Source organism: Ruminococcus bovis, from assembly GCF_005601135.1.
Classification (GTDB): Bacteria; Bacillota; Clostridia; order Oscillospirales; family Acutalibacteraceae; genus Ruminococcoides; species Ruminococcoides bovis.
Genome location: NZ_CP039381.1, coordinates 2,122,838 through 2,144,289, shown reverse-complemented (window position 1 = coordinate 2,144,289; position 21,452 = coordinate 2,122,838). Strand labels below are relative to the sequence as shown.

Genomic DNA, 21,452 nt, shown 5'->3' with positions numbered 1-21,452 from the left:
AGTTCTCCTTTATCTTTTAATAATTTTTGTGCCACCAAATACTTGTGACATATGTGTATTTTCTAATGCTTTATCTATTGATAGAACTTCACTTTCTGAAAGTTCTATATTAGCAGACTCAGCATTTTCTTTTAGTCTATCAGGCTTTCTAGTACCCGGAATTGGTACAATATATGGTTTCTTAGAAATCATCCATGCCAGAGAAATCTGTGCCGGTGTTGCACCTTTTTCTTTTCCTAAATCGGTTAATAATTTTAGTAGTTCTTGATTTTCTTTTACTGCTTCACTTGTGAACTGTGGCATTACACTACGGTAATCAGTACCTTTTTCAAACTTAGAATTTTCGTTATATTTTCCTGACAAAAATCCATTTGCCAGTGGTGAAAATGCTACAAAACCAATTTGTAGTTCTTCAAGTACAGGAAACAGACTTTCATAATCTCGATACATCATAGAATAACGGTTCTGTATTGCAGTTACTTTGCAAACTGAATTTGCTCTACGGATAGTATCTTCCTTAACTTCACTAAGTCCCCAATGAGTGATTTTGCCTTCTTTGATTAAGTCAGCCATAACTGAGGCTACTTCTTCAATAGGCACATTTTGGTCAACTCTATGAAGATAATACAAATCAATATGGTCTGTATTTAGTCGCTTTAATGAACCTTCTACTGACTTTCGTATTACTTCAGGTCTTGAGTCAGGGATTAATGCTCTATTTACATTTTTATTAGACTCATCAAACTTAATTCCAAACTTTGTGGCAATTTTTACTTTGTTACGGTACTGTTTTAGTGCTTTACCTACTAATTTTTCATTATGGTGAGGGTCAGCTAATGTACCGTAAATTTCGGCAGTATCAAAGAAGTTATAACCAATATCAACTGCTTTTGAGATTAGATTACACATTTCCTTTTCATCAGCAGGTGAACCATAGGCATGGCTCATACCCATACAACCTAAGCCTACTGCTGAAACCTGTAAATCAGTTCCTAAAATTCTATTCTTCATTTTTTACTCCTTATAACATAAAAATAATTAATTTCTATACTTATATTATAAAGAAAGTGAAACTTCAAAAGAAGTCTCACTTAGTTAATCAGTATATACCTAAAGGTAATAACTCTAGTTTACAACAGAATTTTTAGCAGCAGTTAGAAATTGCTTTACGGTATCTGTTGGATTTTTTGAATATAACAACCCATAAGGAATACTGTGTTCCCATTCTACGGGAATAACCTTTAGTAATGGGTGAACATTTGCCCAACCTTTTATAGCTAAAAGTACATTGTTGGTATTTTCACATTTATTAAAAATATTCATATTGTAAAAATCAAAATCAACAATATTTATTGCACTATGGTTTTGCCATATATCATCCCTAAGTCTATCAACATAGTTACTCCAACCTCTGTGCATTAGCATTAAGTTTTCACCATATAAATCTTCAATTTGAAGTTTATCTTTTACTGCTAATTTATGGTGAATTGATACTGCACAACAGAATGGTTCTCTTGAAAGTTCAAGACCATTACACTTCCTTAAATGCAACATTGTATCATCAAAAATACCACCTATAACATCAATTTTGTTACCTAGGTTTGCAAGAATTTCTTTTGCATTTTCAGGTGTATTTTCAAATGGTACAATCTCAAACTTAATATCAGGACATTGTGATTGAATGTTTGGCCAAAGTTGCATTAATAATTGTGCCGGTGTTGTTGGTGATGAACCAATACGAATAATTTTATCACCACTTGACATAGCATTCTTTGCTCTTACAACAGAATCTTTGCAATAGCTGATTATGTACTTAGCATCTTGATATAGGGACTTTCCTGCCTCTGTAAGTATTAAACCTCTATGTGTTCGATTGAAAAGTATTAGTCCAAGGGACTTTTCAAGCAAATTTATCTGTTTTATAACTGCTGATGGTGTAATATATAATTCTTCTGATGCTTTGTTGAAACTACCGGCATCAGCTACCTTTATAAATGTATCTAGTTGAGGATTATACATAATTACACCACCTTATAGTTATAAAATGATTATAAATAAAGAATATTTCTTTGTCAATTAGGACATAAAATTAATTACACTTATATCTCAGCCAAACTGCACTACTACCAAACTTCTGAACATCAATTAATTTTAGTCTTGTTACATCATGGTTCATTGGCAATCCATCAAATACAGTTGGCATACCACCTCTGCCGTCGATACCTGAACCTACAAGTATACTGATTTCATCAAGTAGGTCTGAATCTAGGAATGCAGTATTGATAATAGGTCCACCAACAATACCCATTCTTTCTACACCAAATTCAGTAGCAAGAATTTCTGATGCTTTCACTAAATCAACCTTATCATTACCACAAGCAATCCAAGAAATATTCTTGCTATCTAGATAATCTAAATATTCCTTAGTTACATTTGTACTTGTTAGGATTAGGTAAGGTTTGTTCATACCTGATGCATCATGCCATAGAAGTTTACCCTTTGTATCAACAATAACTTCATAGCCCTTTGCATTTGCTTTTTTAGAGAAACCCTCTTTACCGTAAGGCTCGTTATTCTTTGGAACAAACTCACCGTCAGCCATTTCAAGTTCAGCAGTTACTCTACCACTAACTGTTGTTGGAACATTAATTTCACTTAATGTTGAATAGTATTCATTTACACCCGGTAGCTTTGATGTCATTGCACAATCAATTCTACCATCTATTGAAGTCATCATATGACAAATAATGTATGGTTTTTTCATTTTGTTACCTCTTTATATTCTGATTATACGGAATTTAATTAATGATATTTTTACTATGATAATCACTTATTTGTGGTAATTATAAGTTTCTCATAATAAGGAAAATCGCATATTAACAATGCTTTTTCCCTCCTTCAGTCGCTCTATAAAAATTGAATTGCAATTGCAATTCAAGAGCGACAGCTCCCTCGTCTGAGGGAGCCAATGTTATATAAAAGTTTACAATAATTATAGCTTACCACCATATACAGGGAAACCACTGCTTTCACCGTAGTTATCAATCTTTTCAAAGTTCTTTAGTGTTTCCATATCTTCTGCTGAAATTTCAAAATCAACATCAGCATTAGTTTTCATATGGTCAGGGTTTGCAGTTTTTGGAAGTGAAACTGTACCCATCTGAATTGTATATCTGATACATAGCTGTGGTACAGATACTTTGTACTTATCAGCAATTGCCTTGATTTGTGGTTGGTTTAGAATTTCACCATGAGCAATTGGTGAATAAGCCTCTACAAGAATATCATTCTTCTTACAATAATCAACTAAGTCAAGGTCTGTGTTACTAATGTGCATTAGAATTTGGTTAACCATAGGCTTAACTTTGCAATCACTAAGGATATTATCTAGGTCATCCTTTAGGAAGTTAGATACACCGATAGCCTTTAGTTTGCCTTCTTCATAAGCATCTTCAAGGGCTTTCCAAACCTGCTTATTTTCTTCAAAATATCTCTTATCTTCTCTAAATTCTACCCATGGCTGAGGGCTATGGATAATCATTAAATCAAGATAATCAAGTCCCATTTTCTCTAGAGTTTCGTCAATTGATTTCTTTGCATCTTCATAAGTTTTTGCTTCAGCTGCAACCTTACTTGTAACAAAGATTTCTTCTCTTGGAACACCACAAGTTAAAACACCTTTACCTACACCGGCTTCATTGCCATATGCTTGAGCAGTATCAATTAGACGATAGCCTAGCTTTACTGCACTTTTCACTGCATCTGCAACAACACTGTCATCAATAAACCAAGTACCTAAACCTAGTTTTGGAATTTTCACACCATTTGAAAGAGTATAAGTTTCGTTAAAAATCATTATTTTTTCCTCCTAAATTATATTAATTTCAATGTATTATTAAGTTCATTTTCATTATACAACTTGGAGTTGACTTCAAGTCAAGACTTTTTATAAAAATTTTTTATTTTGCTTTTATATAAAAATGGTGGCTTAATGATAAACACTAAACCACCATATAAAAATTGATAATTTTAAATTAATTTGAACTTTGTCCACTTTTGGGACTTATATCTACATAAGAAAATTACAGCTCTGATGATTAGGTCAATACACATACCGATAGTTACACCGATTACACCTAAATTTAGAGTAATACCTAAAATTATTGAGAAAAATAATCTTGCAAATACAGTTAGTGATACTGAAATAATCATTGTGAACTTTACATCACCGGCTGCTCTCAATCCATTTCCCAATGGTCCTGCATAGGTAAAGACTAGACCGTTTATAGCATTATTGATAATTACCATTATGATTACTAAGTGCTTAGCCTCAGCTGACAAGGTAAAGAACTGAAGTAATATTGGAGTAATTGCAATAACAAAACCGTTCCAAACAATAGACAAAATTGTTGTAAGTTTGTTTAATTTCTTGAAATAGAAATTTGCTGACTTAATGTCATTTGCACCCATACATCTGCCGATTACTGTTGTATATACCGGTGACAAAGCAAGACCCATTAGTGCTGCTAATGACCATATACTTTGGGCAACACCATTTGCTGCAATTTGGCAAGTACCAAATAGTGCAATAATACTTGAAATTGCAACCTTTACAAGCTGATGAACACCATTCTCTACACCGTTAGGTACTGCAACTTTCATTACTTTCTTTAATATGCTACTGTTCCAACTAAAGATATATTTCCATTTATAAGAAACCATATTATTTTTCTTAAAGCAATAAACAGTAACTGCTATTGCCGAGATAGTTCTTGAAATTAATGAAGGATACGCAACACCGGCAACTCCCATTTTTAGCACATATACACCGATACAGTTACCGAGAATATTTATAAAGTTAGCAAATATTGAAACATTCATTGTTACATTTGACTTACCTATACTTCTGCACAAAGCTGCACCGGCATTATAAATTGCCAAAGCAGGAAATGAGTAAACAGAAATTTTAAGGTATGTAACACAAGCATTCATAACACTTTGCTCTACTTTACCAAACAGTAAAACCAATATGCTATGGCTAAAAATTAAAATTAGCACAGATAGTACAACAGAAAATACTGTTGAAAACATAAGTAACTGACAAGCTGACTTTGTGGAATTTTCTTTATCTTTACAACCTATGTACTGACAGATTATTACTGCACCACCTGATGCTAAAGCTGTAAATAGGAATAGCAAAATTGTATTAAATGAGTTTACAAGAGATACACCGGAAACTGCATCTTCACCGGCATAACTAACTACAAATGTATCTGCTAAACCTACTAACATCAGTAGGAACTGTTCAAAGAAAATTGGGATAATCATATTTCGTAAATCTTTATTTGTAAACATAAAACCACTAACCTTCAAAAAGATTTACCGTCAAAAATGCACACCATAAAATGATGTGCATTTAAGTTCAATTATTAAAAATTATTTTGTGCGACCAATATCGGTTCTATAATGTGCACCCTCAAAAGAGATTTTCTTTACTGCATTATAAGCATTATTAAGTGCATCATCAAGAGTTTTACCACTGGCAGTAACACCCAGAACTCTACCACCGTTTGTGTAGAATTTGCCGTTTTCATACTTTGTACCGGCATGATAAACTGTTGCACCCTCAACTTGACCTTTATCATCTAGACCAAACATTTCAATACCCTTTTTGTATGATTCAGGGTATCCACCACTTGCCATAACGACACAAGCAGTTGGTTCATCTGACCATTCAATATTGATTTCGTCTAGTCTTTCGTCAATAATTGCATCACAAATATCAACTAAATCTGTCTTTAGTCTTGGAAGTACAACCTGAGCCTCAGGGTCACCAAAACGAGCATTATACTCAATAACCTTTGGTCCTTTTGGTGTCATCATTAAGCCAAAGTATAGACAACCCTTAAATGGTCTGCCCTCTGCTTTCATAGCATTTACTGTTGGAATAAAGATTTCTTCCATACACTGCTTAGCAAGTTCATCAGTATAGTAAGGGTTTGGACTGATTGTACCCATACCACCTGTGTTTAAACCTTCATCATTGTCATATGCTCTCTTATGATCCTTTGAGCTAACCATAGGTTTAACTGTCTTACCGTCTGTAAATGACAGAACAGAAACTTCAGGACCTGTTAGGAATTCTTCAATAACAATGTTATTACCGGAAGAACCAAATTTCTTATCTTCCATAATTGTCTTAATTGCTTCTACTGCATCTTCAACAGTTTGACAAATAAGAACACCTTTACCAAGTGCAAGGCCATCAGCCTTTACAACACATGGTGCCATATTATTTTCTTTAACCCAAGCAATTGCCTTTTCTGAGTCGCCAAAAACTTCATACTGAGCAGTTGGAATATTGTACTTTTTCATTAGGTTCTTAGAGAAAACCTTTGATGCTTCAATAATAGCAGCCTTTGCATTTGGACCAAATGCACGAATACCGGCTTCTTCGCAAGCATCTACCATACCGTCAGCTAGTGGGTCATCAGGAGCAACAAAAACCATATCAATGTTATTGTCTTTTGCAAAAGCTACCATTTTTTCTTTATCCATTACAGGAATATCAACAACTTCTGCATCTCTTGAAATACCACCGTTACCCGGTGCACAATAAAGCTTTTCTACCTTATCACTTTCAAGTAACTTCTTGATTAGTGCATGTTCTCTACCACCGGAACCAACCATTAATATTTTCATTTAAGTCACCTCATTAATGATGGAATAGTCTAATACCTGTAAAGCACATTGTCATATTGTACTTGTTACAAGTATCAATTACATTATCATCACGAATTGAGCCACCAGGCTGTGCAACATACTGAACGCCACTTCTCTTAGCTCTTTCGATATTATCACCAAATGGGAAGAATGCATCACTACCTAGAGAAACACCTGAGAATGTGCTTAACCATTCTTTCTTTTCTTCTCTTGAAAGTGGTTCAGGCTTTTCAGTAAAGAACTGTTCCCATGTGCCATCAGCTAGTACATCTTCGTAATCATCGGAAATATAAACATCAATTGTGTTATCTCTGTCAGGTCTTCTAATGTCTTCCTTGAAAGGTAGGTTTAGGCACTTTGGATGCTGACGAAGATACCAAATATCTGCCTTATTACCGGCTAGTCGAGTACAGTGAATTCTTGACTGCTGACCTGCACCAACACCGATAGCCTGACCGTCCTTTGCATAGCAAACTGAATTTGACTGTGTATATTTTAGAGTGATTAAAGCAATAAGCAAATCTCTCTTAGCTTCTTCAGGAAGTTCCTTATTTTCTGTGATAATATTCTTTGTTAAGAATTCTTCATCAATCTTTAGTTCGTTTCTGCCCTGTTGGAAAGTAACACCAAATACATCCTTATATTCCTGTGGAGCAGGTGTATAGTTAGGGTCAATCTTAACAATGTTGTAGTTACCACGCTTTTTAGTCTTTAGGATTTCAAGTGCTTCGTCTGTATAACCAGGAGCAATAATACCGTCAGATACTTCTCTCTTTAGTAGCAAAGCAGTTTCCTTATCACATACATCAGAAAGTGCTGCCCAGTCACCGTAAGAGCTCATTCTGTCAGCACCTCTGGCCTTAGCATAGGCTGATGCTAGTGGTGAAAGTTTTAGGTCGTCTACAAAGTAGATTTTCTTAAGTGTATCTGAAAGTTCTGTTGCAACAGCAGCACCGGCAGGAGAAACATGCTTAAATGATGCAGCAGCAGGTAGACCTGTAGCAGTCTTTAGTTCCTTAACTAACTGCCAGCTATTGAAAGCATCTAGAAAGTTAATATAACCCGGTTTACCGTTTAGAACTTCGATTGGAAGGTCACTATCGTCTTTCATAAAAATTCTTGATGGTTTCTGGTTAGGGTTACAACCATACTTTAGTTCAAGTTCGCGCATAGTAATTCTCCTTATTTATTTTTATTAATAATTCTTGATGTTGCTTTGCCTGTTGCAATATCAATATATCTTACGAATAGAGATACTTTGTTATCTTCGTTAAGTGCATTCCATACTTTTTTAGTAAATGTATCAATATCATCATTATTAACATCTACAAGAGTTGGTTCGCCTTCATAGCTTGGTAGTGGGTTACCGTCATTCATATATGTATGAATAAATCTGCCCTTACCTGCCAGTGGGTTTTCATAAGAATAAGTAAATCTTAGTGAAGAATTAGGGTCACCGTCATCACTCTTTAGAATTGACATATTCATATCCATTTTTCCATCGTTAATTTCGATAATACCTGAAATTCTTGGTGTGTAGTTAGGACCATCAGGTTCAAACTCTCTTGTGCGAAGTGACTGTTCAAAAGTCTGACCTTCTTTCATTAGGTCATAAACAGTATCTGTCTGGTCACCATTTGTAACGATAGTCTTGTTACCTAGCACTCTTACAGGTGCATAGATAATTAGTGAAGGGTCTGTTAGTTTGCTTTCATCAAAAGCCTGTGTACGGATGCCCTCACCTTCTTCTACAAAAACTCTGTTTCGGCTGTTTTCACTTCTACCCATAATAAAGTATGTGATTACTGCGTTTTTACCGTCAGCAGTTCTCCCTAGCATAATGCCTCTGCCGGGATATGCGTTACTCTGAAGATCTTTCTCAAATGATATTGCTTTCACTATAAAGTACCTCTCATTCTGAAATTATTGTTTTGTTATCTTCTACTTTTATTTTGCCACTGCAAAATAATTCTACTGAAAGTGGAAGTATCTTCCACTCTACATTTTCCATAATTCTTCTTTGTAAAATTTCCGGTGTATCGTCATTCTTTACTTCAACAGACTTTTGCATAATGATAGGACCACCATCACACTCTTCTGTTACAAAATGAGTTGTTGCACCTGAAATTTTAACACCCTTTTTTAGTGCTTCTTCATGAACTTTCAGTCCATAAAAGCCTTCACCACAGAAACTTGGAATTAGGGCCGGATGAATATTGATAATTCTGTTTTCAAAGGCTGAAATCACCTTATGTCCTAGGATAGTCATAAAACCTGCTAGGACAACAAGGTCAGCACCTTTACTCTTTAACAATTCTGATAAAGCAGTATCATATTCATCAAATGTATCAAAATCTTTTCTTCTGATAACATCAGTATCTATATTATTATTTTTTGCTCTTTCCAGTGCATAGGCATTAGGATTAGAAGAAATTACTGTTGTAATCTTGCCACTTTTGATGATACCTGATTTTTCTGCATCAATAAGTGCCTGTAAATTAGTGCCACCACCGGAAACTAAAACAACTATATTCTTCATTATTCAAAAATAACTCCGTCATTACCTTCAACTAGTTCACCAAGAACTACTGCATCTTCACCGTAAGCCTTTAGAGTTTCAACTGCCTTATCTGCATTTTCCTTTGCAACTGCAACAATCATACCAATACCCATATTAAATGTATTGAACATATCATGTTCAGGAATGTTACCAACTCTCTGAATTACCTTAAAGATTGGAAGTACAGGAACTGCATCTTTCTTAATCTTAGCAGTTAGGCCGTCACTTAACATTCTAGGAATGTTTTCATAGAAGCCACCACCGGTAATATGAGAAATAGCCTTTACATCAACTTTGCTGATTAGGTCTAGGATAGGCTTAACATAAATCTTTGTTGGAGTTAGTAGAGTTTCACCTAGAGGCTTGTCTAGTTCTGGGTATTCGTTATGAATTGTGTTTTCATCAATACCAAATACCTTTCTTACTAGTGAGAAACCGTTTGAATGAACACCACTTGATGGTAAACCGATAAGTACATCACCGGCTGTTAGTTTTCTACCGTCAATGATTTTCTTCTTATCAACAATACCTACTGAGAAACCTGCAACATCATATTCATCAACAGGATAGAAACCAGGCATTTCAGCAGTTTCACCACCAACTAGTGCTGAATAAGACATTTCACAACCATCAGCAATACCTGATACGATTTGTGCTACCTTTTCAGGTACATTCTTTCCAACTGCGATGTAATCAAGGAAAAACATTGGCTTTGCACCACAACATACAACATCATTAACACACATTGCAACTGCATCAATACCGATTGTATCGTGCTTATCAAGTAAGAAAGCAAGTTTTAGCTTTGTACCGACACCGTCAGTACCACTTACTAGGATTGGTTCTTCCATACCCTTCATATCAGGAGCAAACAGACCACCAAAACCACCAATGCCTGAAACAACACCTGATGTTTTTGTTCTCTTAACATGCTCTTTCATTAATTCAACTGCTTTGTAACCTGCTGTTACATCAACACCTGCATTCTTGTAACTTTCTGAAAAACTATTTTTCATAATACACCTCTTATTTGGAAAGTTTTATTTTCTTGCTGAATTTATCAACATAGTTTTCTTTTGGTACCGGTCCTGTGTAATTACCTGTGAAACAAGCATCACAAACAGAAATACCGTTTTCGTTAGAGATTTTTCTTAGGCTTTCAATGCTTAAGAAACCCAGTGAATCTGAACCTACAAAATTCTGTAGTTCTTCAACTGTCATTAGGTTGGCAATCATATTCTTTTCAGTATGTAAATCTGAACCATAATAACAAGAATATTTTAGTGGTGGTGAAGAAATTCTCATATGAACTTCAGCAGCACCTGCCTCTCTAAGTAATTTAACAATGTGACTGGCTGTGCTACCATGGACAATTGAGTCATCAATAATAACAACTTTCTTGCCTCTTACTTTATGCTTTAGAACATTTAGTCGCATCATCAGTAGTCGTTCTTTCTTAGTATTTTTCATTGAAGAAAGGTTACGACCTATATATTTATTTTTAACAAAAACTGCACTATAAGGAATACCGGATTCTTCGGCATAACCTTGGGCAGCTTCATTACCTGAGTCAGGAACACCACAAACAAGGTCAGCATCTACAGGGAAGTCCCTTGCAAGTTCCTTACCGAATTCTTTTCTTACTGCGTGAACAGGACCACAATCAAGGATACTGTCAGGTCTGGCAATATAAACATATTCAAATACGCATAAAGCAGACTTCTTAGGCTTTTCAATCATATATGAATGGAAACCGTCTTCGTCAATAACAACCATTTCACCAGGCTTTACATGACGAATAAACTGTGCACCGATTGAGTCAAATGCACAACTCTCGGAAGATACAACATAGCTTTGGCCTAGTTTACCTACACATAATGGACGGAAACCATAAGGGTCTCTTACTGCAATTAGCTTACTTGGTGAAGTAAGAACAAATGAATAAGCACCTTCAATTTTGTTACAAGCATTTTTAACTGCATCTTCAATAGTTTCGCTATTTACTCTTTCTGTTGCAATAACATAAGCAATAAGTTCTGCATTTGAGAAAGACTGGAAAATAGCTCCACCTTCTTCAAGATTCTTTCTAATTTCAGCAAAATTAGTAATTGAACCATTATGACAAATTGCAAGTGAACCTTGAATATATCTAATAACAAGTGGCTGAGAACCAGCTCTGTCAAGTGCTTGATATGGAGTGTATCTAACATGGGCAATAGCAATCTTACCGTCAGTACCCAGTTCTTCCATAGCTTGATTAGTCAGTACTTCGGAAACCATACCAACATCTTTAATTGACTTAAAATTACCATCATTGTTTACTGCAATACCGGCACTTTCTTGACCACGATGTTGAAGTGCATAAAGGGCATCTCTTGAGATTGAAGCAACATCTACTTCATCATCCATCTTATAGATACCAAACACACCACATTCTTCGTGAACTTTTTCATTATAAAAATCTAGGGAATTATTTTTCAAATTTCATCAACCTTACTCTGAATATCTTTATCCTTAGAAACAACTGTTTCAGCCATTTTCTTTCGGTTATCAACTAACTTCTGTGCTAAAGTTTCATCTGATAGTGCTAACATTTGGATTGCAAGAATTGCAGCATTTGCAGCACCGTTAACAGCAACAGTAGCAACAGGAATACCTGTTGGCATCATAACTGTAGCAAGTAAAGCGTCCATACCGTCAAAACAAGGACCTTTACAAGGGATACCGATAACAGGAAGTGTTGTATTAGCAGCAAGAACACCACCTAAATGAGCAGCCATACCGGCAGCAGCAATAATAACACCAAAGCCATTCTTGATTGCATTCTTAGCAAATTCAGATGCTTCGTCAGGTGTTCTGTGAGCTGACATAACATGAACTTCAAAAGGAACTTCGTAATCTTTCAACTGTTTAATAGCTTTTGAAACAATTGGAAAATCGCTATCAGAACCCATAATAATTGCAACTTTTTTCATAATGATCACCTTTCGTTACAAAAATCAGCTAGTAAAAACAAATGTATTTTTATTAGCTACATAATTTTACCTTTTAATTATACCCAAAAATCAAATTAAATTCAATAGATATAGGCTATTTTTTGACAGTAGGATACTACATTCTGTAATTTTCAATATAAATCATATACTAATCAAGTAGAATAATGTATCTTAATGTATAATTATGTATGAACAAACTATAAATATAAAAAATGAGCTACCTAAAACAGGTAGCTCAGGTAATTATTTATTATCGTTAGAGATAATTTCCTTAATAGCAGTTGCAGCAGTTGCAAGTGGCTTAATATCTGATGGAATAATAATCTTAGTTGACTGACCATCGGCAACTTTCTGGAATGTTTCGTAACTCTTTAACTGTAGTACTTCTTCAATTGGCTTTGCTTCATTTAGAAGTTTTAGTGCGTCTGCTTGAGCCTTTTGAACAAGCATAATAGCTTCAGCTTCACCCTGAGCCTCTCTAACCTTTGATTCCTTGATAGCATCAGCTTTTAGGATTGTTGATTCCTTTAGACCTTCTGCCTTTAGGATTTGGCTCTTCTTCTCACCTTCAGCTTCAAGAATTTTCGCTCTTCTTTCTCTTTCAGCTTTCATCTGCTTTTCCATTGCATCCTGAATTTCTTTTGGTGGAAGAATATTCTTTAGTTCAACTCTGATTACACGAATACCCCAAGGGTCTGTTGCAGTATCAAGAATTGTACGGATTTTGTCATTGATAGTATCTCTTGAAGTTAGAGTTGCATCAAGTTCCAGATCACCAATAATATTTCTTAAAGTTGTAGCAGTTAGATTTTCAATAGCTGATAGTGGTCTTTCAACACCATAAGTATATAGCTTAGGGTCAGTAATAGCAAAATAAACTACTGTATCAATCTGCATAGTAACATTATCTTTTGTGATAACCGGTTGTGGTGGGAAATCTACAACCTGTTCTTTTAGTGAAAGTTTCTTAGCAATACGGTCAACAAATGGTACTTTTAAGTGTAAACCTGTGTTCCATGTTGTTTGGTAAGTACCAAGTCTTTCAATAACATAAGCGTGAGCTTGAGGTACGATTTTGATATTTTTTACGATTACGATAATTATTGCAATAATAATTGCTGCAATAATCACTAGCTTTACGATTGGATCCATAATTTACTCCTTTACCGGTGAAACAATCAGTTTTACACCTTTAATATCCTTTACTATAACTACACTATCTGTAGGAATTACTGAACCGTCATCACTTGTAGCAGACCACACAGAGCCTTTTAGGTTTACAAGTCCTACACCTAGGGTGTTATTAATTTCTTCTTTTACTACACCTTTCATTCCAATATATCTATCGGAATTTGTGGGTAATTTCTTGGTTCTTGTGATTTTCTTTACAATAGGTTTTGTAGCAATTAAGGTTGCTACTGAAATAACTATAAACAGAATTATTTGTAACCAAATATTTTCCGGTACAAAAATTGAAACTATTGCAGAAACAACTGCTCCCAAAACAAACCATATAGACACAAGTTGATAAGTTACACCCTCAATAATAGCCATAAAAAGTGCTATACCAAACCATATATAAGGCATCATTTCCAAATTGACAACCTCCTCTTAGAAAATTATATCACAAGTGAAATAGTCTAGTCAATAAAAAACACTACACATTTCATATATTTTGTGTTATAATAATTTTAGAACTTATGGAAGAAGGTGACTCTATGTCCTTTGATACATTTGATGAAGGAATTAATCCCGGTGGAATGAGAAGTAAGAATGAAATTAGAATACTGATTTGTTATTTAATTAAGTCTGTAAAAGCTCCGGTTAGCAAAGAATTGATTTTGGAGTCACTACAAAAAGATGGACTTGCTAATTACTTTGAGGCTAGTGCTTGTTTTGATGATTTAGTTAAAAACAGACATATTACTGTTAATGACAACAACAAGTACATTCTTACCGAAGACGGTATGATGATTGCCACTCAGCTTGAGGATTCCTTGGCTTATACAGTAAAGGAAAAAGCCTTTCACTGTGTAATGATGTTACTTGAAGAAGAAAAAACTGAAAGAGAAAACAAGGTTGAAATTGTTAAAAATGAAAGAGGATACAATGTAAAATGCTCTATCACCAGTGAGGGGCTGACTATTCTTTCTCTTGAATTTTATGTTCCGGACTATGAACAAGCAAAGTTAGTTAAGAAAAACTTTAGGAAAAATCCGGAGTTGCTATATAAGACTACAATTTCAGTATTGTCAAAACAGAAGGATTTATTAACCGACACACTAAAAGACCTAGAAATGTTGTCATAACAAATTTAGGAAAAGTAAAAGTGCTACTGCCGGAACTCCCCCACCTGCTGACACTCCAACAGTAAACATACTTATAGGTATATGTACCTGAGTTATTACCGAGGTTACATTTACTAAAAACAGTGCAGAAAGACCTATAATCATACTACCAAAAGCCCTTAATAAGGGCTTTTTATTTTTGCCTAATTTATGTAAAACAGCAAGAATAATTAAGATAATAACAAGCATAGAAAGTAGATAATAGTCCATAAAATCACCACAAAATAAAAAATACCGATGGAACTTGTCCATCGGTAAATTATATGCATTGTATTACTCGCTTATTACTTAAAGTTAGCAATAATATCAAGAACGATAACAAATACTACGAAACCTGCTGCGAATACCTTTGTCCATCTTGCTAGGAAAGAATCCCAACTTCTTGCTTTGTTCTTAGAGAAGAAAGAATCAGCTGCACCGGTGATAACACCTAGACCCTGCTGGTTGCCTTCCTGTAGAACAACAACTAGGATAATTAGTACGCAAAATAGAATAAGTAATGCACCAAGGATATAACTAACTACGCCCATTTCAATTCACCTTTCATTAGAATTAATCAGTCTTTTAGTAAATAATAACACAAAACCATTTAAAAATCAAGTATTATTTTCTATTTAAACTTTATAAAATAGAAAGTTGTTCGTTGCCACTATCTTCTTCAGTTAGAAATGCACCTAAAGCAGGTAGTGTTTTGGTTCTGTATCGTGATGGTTTTGAGAATAAACCATCGGTATATTCTTCTAGTTTTTCAAGGTACTGACCTTTTTTCATTCGCATTACAGCGACACCTTGAGTATTCTTAGTATTCTTTAAGTTTATTACACCTGTATGGATAAGCAGAACTCTGCCACCTGATGAGGTTAACATTAATTCTTTATCTTCATCAAGCCACATTACATCAGAAAGTGGTGACTTATCGGAATAAGCACTAACAAGTTTCTTACGGTTTGTCTTTGTATAATAAGCATTCATAGGCACTTTTGCAAGTTTACCATTTTCAAATGCAAATACAAACATACCGTTGTAGTCCTTTGTAACAAACATTTTTAGTGGGACTTCTCCCTCATCCATTTGAAGTTTAGCCGGTACATAATCCCCCAGTACACTAGCCTTTGTATCATCAAAGTCAGAGGCTTTACTCTTATAAACTTGACACTTATTAGTGAAGAATAAAAGTTCAGCAGTATTGGTTGACTCATAATGCTGAATCATCATATCCCCTTCCTTTAGCTTTTGTTCACTGCTCATACGAAGTGACTGAGGAGTAATTTTCTTAAAATAACCCTCTTTACTAAAGAATAGGTTTACCGGATAATCCGGTACTTCTTCAACATATGACTCATTACTTTCATCAACATTATATAGTAATTCGGAAACTCTGTCTTTGCCGTATTTATCGGCAACATTCTTAAGTTCCTTAACTATAATAGTCTTTACTCTTTGCTTACTTGCGAGGATTGCCTCCAGCTCTGCAATATCCTTTTCAAGACTTTCGATTTCTTCAATTCTCTTAAGGATATATTCTTTATTTAAATGTCTTAGCTTAATTTCTGCAACATATTCAGCCTGAGTTTCATCAATACCAAAGCCTATCATTAAGTTAGGTACAACTTCACTTTCTTCTTCAGTTTCTCTGACAATTTTTACTGCTTTATCAATATCAAGTAAAATTGCCTTTAGACCTTTTAGAAGATGAAGTTTCTCTTGCTTTTTGTTTAAATCAAAATATGTTCTTCTTCTTACACATTCAACTCTAAATGCTATCCATTCGTTAAGAAGTTCTCTGACACCCATTACTCTTGGTACACCGGCAATCAGAACATTAAAGTTACAACTAAAACTATCTTGTAATGTTGTAAGTTTAAATAACTTCATCATTAGCTTTTCAGGGTCAGTACCACGCTTTAGGTCGATTGTGATTTTTAGACCGTCAAGACCTGTTTCATCACGAATATCGGCAACTTCTTTTACTTTGCCTTGCTTAGACAAATCAATAATTTTTTCAATAATTACTTCACAAGAAGTTGATGGTGGAATTGAGAAAATATCAATACAGTTATTTGCTTTATCATACTGATACTTTGCTCTAACCTTGATACCACCACGACCGGTTTCATAAATCTTCTTAATAGCACTTTCGTCATAGATAATCTGTCCACCACCTATAAAGTCAGGTGCAGGTAATGTTGACATAATGTCATGGTCTTTATCTCTAATAAGTGCTGCTGTAGTTTCACAAACTTCACGCAAGTTAAATGAACAAATGTTAGACGCCATACCTACGGCAATACCTGTATTTGCATTAACAAGTACAGATGGGAAAGTTGCCGGTAAAAGTGAAGGCTCTTTCATTGTATTATCATAGTTATCCACAAAGTCAACTGTATCTTTATCAATATCCTTAAAAAGTTCATTACAGATTGGGTCAAGTTTTGCCTCAGTATATCTTGATGCAGCCCATGCCATATCTCTACTGTAAAACTTACCGAAGTTACCCTTTGAGTCAACATATGGATGTAAAAGTGCTTCATAACCTCTTGACAGTCTAACCATTGTATCATAGATAGCTGAGTCACCATGAGGATTAAGTTTCATTGTTGCACCAACAATATTGGCTGACTTTGTTCTCTTACCGGTTAAAAGTCCCATTTTGTACATTGTGTAAAGTAGCTTTCTATGAGATGGTTTAAATCCGTCAATTTCAGGAATTGCTCTGGACATAATAACACTCATAGCATAAGGCATATAGTTTTCTTCAATAGTTGAAGCAATTTTTTGCTCTACTACTTCACCTGCACCGTCAATTACACCGTCAATCTTAGGTAATTGAGGAGCTTTTGGCTCTTTCTTCTTTCTTGCCACAGTAACTCACCTCCTTAACTTAAATCTAAGTTATCTACATATTCAGCACCATGGTTTACAATATAGTCTTTTCTGCCTTGTAAATTGTCACCAAGTAGAATATCAAACATTTCTGCTGTACGTTTAACATCATCAGGCATAACCTTGATAAGTCTTCTGGTTGCAGGGTTCATTGTAGTTAAGTTCATCATTTCAGGTTCGTTTTCACCAAGACCTTTACTACGCTGAACAGTAAACTTTTCTTTGCCGATTTCTTTAATATACTTTTCTTTTTCTGCCTCGGTATAAGCAAAATAAACCTTTTTCTTTGTTGTAATTTCGTAAAGAGGTGATTCTGCTATAAATACCTTGCCTTCTTCAATTAGTGTTGGTGTAAGTCTGTACACCATAGTAAGTAAAAGTGTTCTAATCTGGAAACCGTCAACATCGGCATCGGTACAGAAAATAATTCGTTTCCATCTTAGTAAATTCATATCAAAAGTAGCTAAGTCCTTATTTGCCTTTGACTTAACTTCAACACCACAGCCAAGAACTTTTAGCAAGTCGGTAATAATGTCGCTTTTGAAAATTTTATTTAAATCTGCTTTTAGGCAGTTAAGTATTTTACCTCTAATAGGCATAATTGCTTGGAAGTTAGGGTCTCTTGCCTGTTTACAAGCACCTAAAGCTGAGTCACCTTCCACTATGAATAATTCTCTTTCGGAATTATCCTTACTTCTGCAATCAACAAACTTTGCTACTCTGTTTGTCATATCAAGAGAACTTGTTAAATTCTTCTTAATTCTAACTCTTGTTTTTTCGGCATCCTCTCTACTTCTCTTATTAATAAGAACCTGATTACAGATTTTCTCTGCTTCAAGTGGTGTTTCGATAAAGTAGATTTCAAGTTCATGACGCAAGAATTCTACCATTGCATCCTGGATACCTTTATTTGTAATAGCCTTTTTAGTTTGGTTTTCATAGGAAGTCATACTGGAGAAACTTGAAATTACAATTACAAGACAATCTTCTACATCTTCAAAAGTAATTTTCTTTTCGTTCTTAGTATATTTACCGTTATTCTTTAACCATTGGTCAATCTGATATACAAAAGCATTTTTAACAGCCTTTTCAGGTGCACCACCATATTCCAGATAGCTTGAGTTGTGGTAATATTCGTGCATAGAAACCTTGTTTGAAAATGCAACTGCAATTGTCATTTTACATTTATATTCAGGTTTATCCTTTCTATCACGAACCTTTTGTTCTGTTGACCAAGTTTGAGTTGTAGAAAGGCCTTGTTCACCTACTACTTCATTTACATAGTCAGTGATACCGTTTTCATACTTAAACTCTGTTACTTCAAACTTACCGTTTACTTGGTTTCTGAAAACAAAGTTTACACCTGCATTTACAATTGACTGTTTCTTCATTACATCCAGGAAATAGTCAGCAGTAATATTTATATCTGTGAAAACCTCTAAATCAGGTTTCCACTTGATGATTGTGCCGGTGTCCTTCTTGTCATATTTTTCTTTATGAAGTCCACCTACATTTTCACCTTTTTCAAAATGAAGGGTAAATTTCTGTCCGTCTCTACGGATATTTACATCCATATATTCTGATGAATACTGAGTTGAACAAAGACCTAAGCCGTTTAGACCTAGAGAAAACTCATAGTTTTCGCCGTCATTGTTGTTGTATTTACCACCGGCATACAGTTCACAAAATACTAGTTCCCAGTTATATCTTTCTTCATTCTTGTTGTAATCAACAGGAATACCTCTACCATGGTCCTCAATCTGAATTGAGCCATCTGCAAACTTTGTAACTATTATTTCGTTACCATAGCCTTCTCTAGCTTCATCTATGGAGTTAGAAAGTATCTCAAAGACTGAATGGCAACAGCCCTCTATACCATCAGAACCAAAAATAACAGCAGGTCTTTTTCGTACTCTATCGGCACCTTTTAAAGAACTTATACTGTCATTTCCGTATTCTTGTGTCTTTTTCTTTGCCACTTAATCTTCTCCCTTCAATTTATTGATTTTATCTCTAATATATGCAGCATGTTCAAATTCAAGCAACTTTGCTGCTGCTTTCATTTCTTTTGTTAACTGCTCGATAAGTTTCTTCTTTTCACCCTTAGTTAGCTTTTTACTGTTAAAGTCTTTTTCTTCCTTACGGGTACTGATTTCCAGAACATCTGCAACCTTTTTCTTGATAGTTTTAGGTGTAATGTTGTGGTCTTTGTTATACTGTTGCTGAATTTCTCTTCTACGGGTAGTTTCTCTTATTGCTGACTCCATAGAAGGTGTTACTGTATCGGCATACATAATAACCTTACCTTCACTGTTTCTTGCTGCTCTACCTATTGTCTGAATCAGACTTCTTTCTGAACGAAGGAAACCTTCCTTATCAGCATCTAGGATTGCGACTAAAGAAACTTCCGGAATATCAAGTCCTTCACGAAGTAGGTTGATACCAACAAGTACATCAAACTCACCTAAACGCAAGTCCCTAATAATTTCCATTCTTTCAACAGTATCTATATCATGGTGCATATATCGCACCCTAATATCCATTTGTTCAAAGTAATCAGTTAAGTCCTCAGCCATTTTCTTGGTTAAGGTAGTAACTAGAGTTCTTTCATTCTTTTCTGTTCTAATATTTATCTCAGAAATCAAGTCATCTAGCTGACCCTCTGTTGGTCTTACATCAATTTCAGGGTCAAGTAGGCCTGTTGGACGGATAATTTGTTCTGCAACAACACTGCTCTTTTCAAGTTCTAAGTCGCCCGGTGTTGCTGAAACAAAGCAGACTTGATTTATTCTATCATAAAATTCATCAAAATTTAAAGGACGGTTGTCATATGCTGACGGTAATCTAAAGCCATAATCAATAAGACTTTTCTTTCTTGAAAGGTTACCACCATACATACCTCTAACCTGAGGTAAAGTAACATGGCTTTCATCAACAAAAAGCAGAAAGTCCTTTGGAAAATAATCTAACAAAGTAAATGGTGCAGTACCTTTTTCTAAACCGGCTAAAACACTTGTGTAGTTTTCGATACCGGTACAAAATCCGATTTCTTGTAGCATTTCAATATCGTATCTTGTTCGTTGTTCAAGTCGTTGAGCCTCTAGAAGTTTACCCTCACTTCTGAAATATTCAAGTCTTTCATCAAGTTCCTTTTCTATTCTGGCAATAGCCGGTTCCATCTTTTCTTTAGGAACAATGTAGTGAGATGCAGGGTAAATTGCAACATGCTTTAGAATAGAATTCAGTTCACCTGTTAGTGGGTTAATTTCGGATATTCTATCAATTTCATCACCAAAATATTCTACTCTAATAATATAGTCAGAAGATGCTGCCGGAAAAATTTCTATTGTGTCACCCTTTACTCTAAATTTATTTCTTGTAAAGTTAATGTCATTTCTCTCATATTGCAGTTCAACTAACTTTGCAACAAGTTCTTCCATTGGTTTTTCCATTCCCGGTCTAAGGGAAATAACCATATTACGGTAATCAATAGGGTTACCTAAGCTATAAATACAGGAAACTGAAGCAACAATAATAACATCTCGTCTTTCGGATAGAGCTAAGGTTGCACTATGTCGGAGTTTGTCGATTTCGTCATTAATGCTACTGTCCTTTTCAATATAAGTATCGGTTGATGGCACATAGGCTTCCGGTTGGTAGTAGTCATAGTAGGATACAAAATATTCTACTGCATTATCAGGAAAAAATTCTTTAAACTCTGAGCATAACTGAGCTGCTAAAGTTTTGTTATGGGCTAAAATCAAAGTAGGTCTGTTTACCTTTTCAATAACATTAGCCATTGTGAAAGTTTTACCTGAACCTGTTACACCTAAAAGTGTTTGTTCTTTGTTGCCGTTTTCGATACTCTTTACTAATGTATCAATAGCTTGTGGCTGGTCACCTGTTGGTTTATATTCAGATTTAAGTTTAAAATCCATAAAA

Annotated in this window: 20 protein-coding genes and 1 pseudogene; 2 read left to right on the top strand and 19 right to left on the bottom strand. The window is 34.9% G+C overall.

What is annotated here, in order from left to right:
* Positions 1–9: 9 nt before the first annotated feature.
* From E5Z56_RS10110 to purE, 12 genes are all read right to left on the bottom strand, one after another.
* Positions 10–1,011: an aldo/keto reductase gene (locus E5Z56_RS10110; protein ID WP_138157679.1), complete on the bottom strand. Its 1,002-nt coding sequence runs from the start codon at positions 1,009–1,011 to the stop codon at positions 10–12.
* Between the two features lie 114 nt (positions 1,012–1,125).
* Entirely contained in the window at positions 1,126–2,019 is an 894-nt protein-coding gene (locus E5Z56_RS10105) for a LysR family transcriptional regulator (RefSeq protein ID WP_138157678.1), read from the bottom strand.
* Between the two features lie 70 nt (positions 2,020–2,089).
* On the bottom strand, positions 2,090–2,764 hold the full coding sequence (locus tag E5Z56_RS10100) for a RibD family protein (protein ID WP_138157677.1): 675 nt from the start codon (positions 2,762–2,764) through the stop codon (positions 2,090–2,092).
* A 228-nt stretch (positions 2,765–2,992) separates the two neighbouring features.
* Positions 2,993–3,856 carry an aldo/keto reductase gene (locus tag E5Z56_RS10095; RefSeq protein ID WP_175405457.1) on the bottom strand — a complete coding sequence of 288 codons (864 nt, stop codon included), beginning with the start codon at positions 3,854–3,856 and terminating at the stop codon, positions 2,993–2,995.
* 173 nt (positions 3,857–4,029) lie between these two features.
* The gene (locus E5Z56_RS10090; RefSeq protein ID WP_138157676.1) at positions 4,030–5,355 is read right to left on the bottom strand and encodes an MATE family efflux transporter; all 1,326 of its coding nucleotides are present in this window, start codon (positions 5,353–5,355) and stop codon (positions 4,030–4,032) included.
* A gap of 81 nt (positions 5,356–5,436) precedes the next feature.
* Entirely contained in the window at positions 5,437–6,702 is a 1,266-nt protein-coding gene (gene purD / locus E5Z56_RS10085; RefSeq protein WP_138157675.1) for a phosphoribosylamine--glycine ligase, read from the bottom strand.
* Between the two features lie 13 nt (positions 6,703–6,715).
* On the bottom strand, positions 6,716–7,894 hold the full coding sequence (locus E5Z56_RS10080; protein ID WP_138157674.1) for a phosphoribosylaminoimidazolecarboxamide formyltransferase: 1,179 nt from the start codon (positions 7,892–7,894) through the stop codon (positions 6,716–6,718).
* Positions 7,895–7,905: 11 nt separating this feature from the next.
* The gene (locus tag E5Z56_RS10075) at positions 7,906–8,622 is read right to left on the bottom strand and encodes an IMP cyclohydrolase (RefSeq protein ID WP_138157673.1); all 717 of its coding nucleotides are present in this window, start codon (positions 8,620–8,622) and stop codon (positions 7,906–7,908) included.
* A gap of 13 nt (positions 8,623–8,635) precedes the next feature.
* Positions 8,636–9,262, bottom strand: coding sequence for a phosphoribosylglycinamide formyltransferase (purN, locus tag E5Z56_RS10070; protein ID WP_138157672.1), 627 nt, complete (start codon positions 9,260–9,262; stop codon positions 8,636–8,638).
* Complete coding sequence (gene purM, locus E5Z56_RS10065; RefSeq protein ID WP_138157671.1) at positions 9,262–10,299, bottom strand: phosphoribosylformylglycinamidine cyclo-ligase; 1,038 nt, start codon at positions 10,297–10,299, stop codon at positions 9,262–9,264. The genes purN and purM overlap by 1 nt, the downstream gene beginning before the upstream one ends.
* A 10-nt stretch (positions 10,300–10,309) precedes the next feature.
* On the bottom strand, positions 10,310–11,764 hold the full coding sequence (gene purF, locus E5Z56_RS10060) for an amidophosphoribosyltransferase (RefSeq protein WP_232842437.1): 1,455 nt from the start codon (positions 11,762–11,764) through the stop codon (positions 10,310–10,312).
* Complete coding sequence (gene purE / locus E5Z56_RS10055) at positions 11,761–12,258, bottom strand: 5-(carboxyamino)imidazole ribonucleotide mutase (protein WP_022506249.1); 498 nt, start codon at positions 12,256–12,258, stop codon at positions 11,761–11,763. The genes purF and purE overlap by 4 nt, the downstream gene beginning before the upstream one ends.
* Before the next feature lie 205 nt (positions 12,259–12,463).
* Between purE and E5Z56_RS12235 the strand changes: the two are divergent.
* A pseudogene (locus E5Z56_RS12235) lies at positions 12,464–12,535 on the top strand (hypothetical protein); the annotation flags it as partial.
* Here the strand turns inward: E5Z56_RS12235 and E5Z56_RS10045 are convergent.
* Positions 12,523–13,431 carry an SPFH domain-containing protein gene (locus E5Z56_RS10045; protein WP_138157669.1) on the bottom strand — a complete coding sequence of 303 codons (909 nt, stop codon included), beginning with the start codon at positions 13,429–13,431 and terminating at the stop codon, positions 12,523–12,525. The pseudogene E5Z56_RS12235 and the gene E5Z56_RS10045 overlap by 13 nt on opposite strands.
* 3 nt (positions 13,432–13,434) lie before the next feature.
* Positions 13,435–13,869: an NfeD family protein gene (locus tag E5Z56_RS10040; RefSeq protein WP_138157668.1), complete on the bottom strand. Its 435-nt coding sequence runs from the start codon at positions 13,867–13,869 to the stop codon at positions 13,435–13,437.
* A 128-nt stretch (positions 13,870–13,997) separates the two neighbouring features.
* Between E5Z56_RS10040 and E5Z56_RS10035 the strand changes: the two genes are divergently transcribed.
* On the top strand, positions 13,998–14,588 hold the full coding sequence (locus E5Z56_RS10035) for a DUF4364 family protein (protein WP_175405456.1): 591 nt from the start codon (positions 13,998–14,000) through the stop codon (positions 14,586–14,588).
* Here E5Z56_RS10035 and E5Z56_RS10030 read toward each other — a convergent pair.
* The 5 genes from E5Z56_RS10030 to uvrB form a co-directional block, all read right to left on the bottom strand.
* Positions 14,583–14,837, bottom strand: a complete 255-nt coding sequence (locus E5Z56_RS10030) for a pro-sigmaK processing inhibitor BofA family protein (protein ID WP_138157666.1) — start codon at positions 14,835–14,837, stop codon at positions 14,583–14,585. The genes E5Z56_RS10035 and E5Z56_RS10030 overlap by 6 nt on opposite strands.
* 74 nt (positions 14,838–14,911) lie before the next feature.
* Complete coding sequence (gene secG, locus E5Z56_RS10025; RefSeq protein WP_138157665.1) at positions 14,912–15,157, bottom strand: preprotein translocase subunit SecG; 246 nt, start codon at positions 15,155–15,157, stop codon at positions 14,912–14,914.
* 91 nt (positions 15,158–15,248) lie between these two features.
* Positions 15,249–17,489 carry a DNA gyrase subunit A gene (locus E5Z56_RS10020; protein WP_138157664.1) on the bottom strand — a complete coding sequence of 747 codons (2,241 nt, stop codon included), beginning with the start codon at positions 17,487–17,489 and terminating at the stop codon, positions 15,249–15,251.
* 14 nt (positions 17,490–17,503) lie between these two features.
* Positions 17,504–19,489 (bottom strand): DNA gyrase/topoisomerase IV subunit B, encoded by a 1,986-nt coding sequence (locus E5Z56_RS10015; RefSeq protein WP_138157663.1) that lies wholly within the window; start codon positions 19,487–19,489, stop codon positions 17,504–17,506.
* A complete protein-coding gene (uvrB, locus tag E5Z56_RS10010; protein WP_138157662.1) occupies positions 19,490–21,448 on the bottom strand; it encodes an excinuclease ABC subunit UvrB in 1,959 nt (652 codons plus the stop codon).
* Between the last annotated feature and the right edge of the window lie 4 nt (positions 21,449–21,452).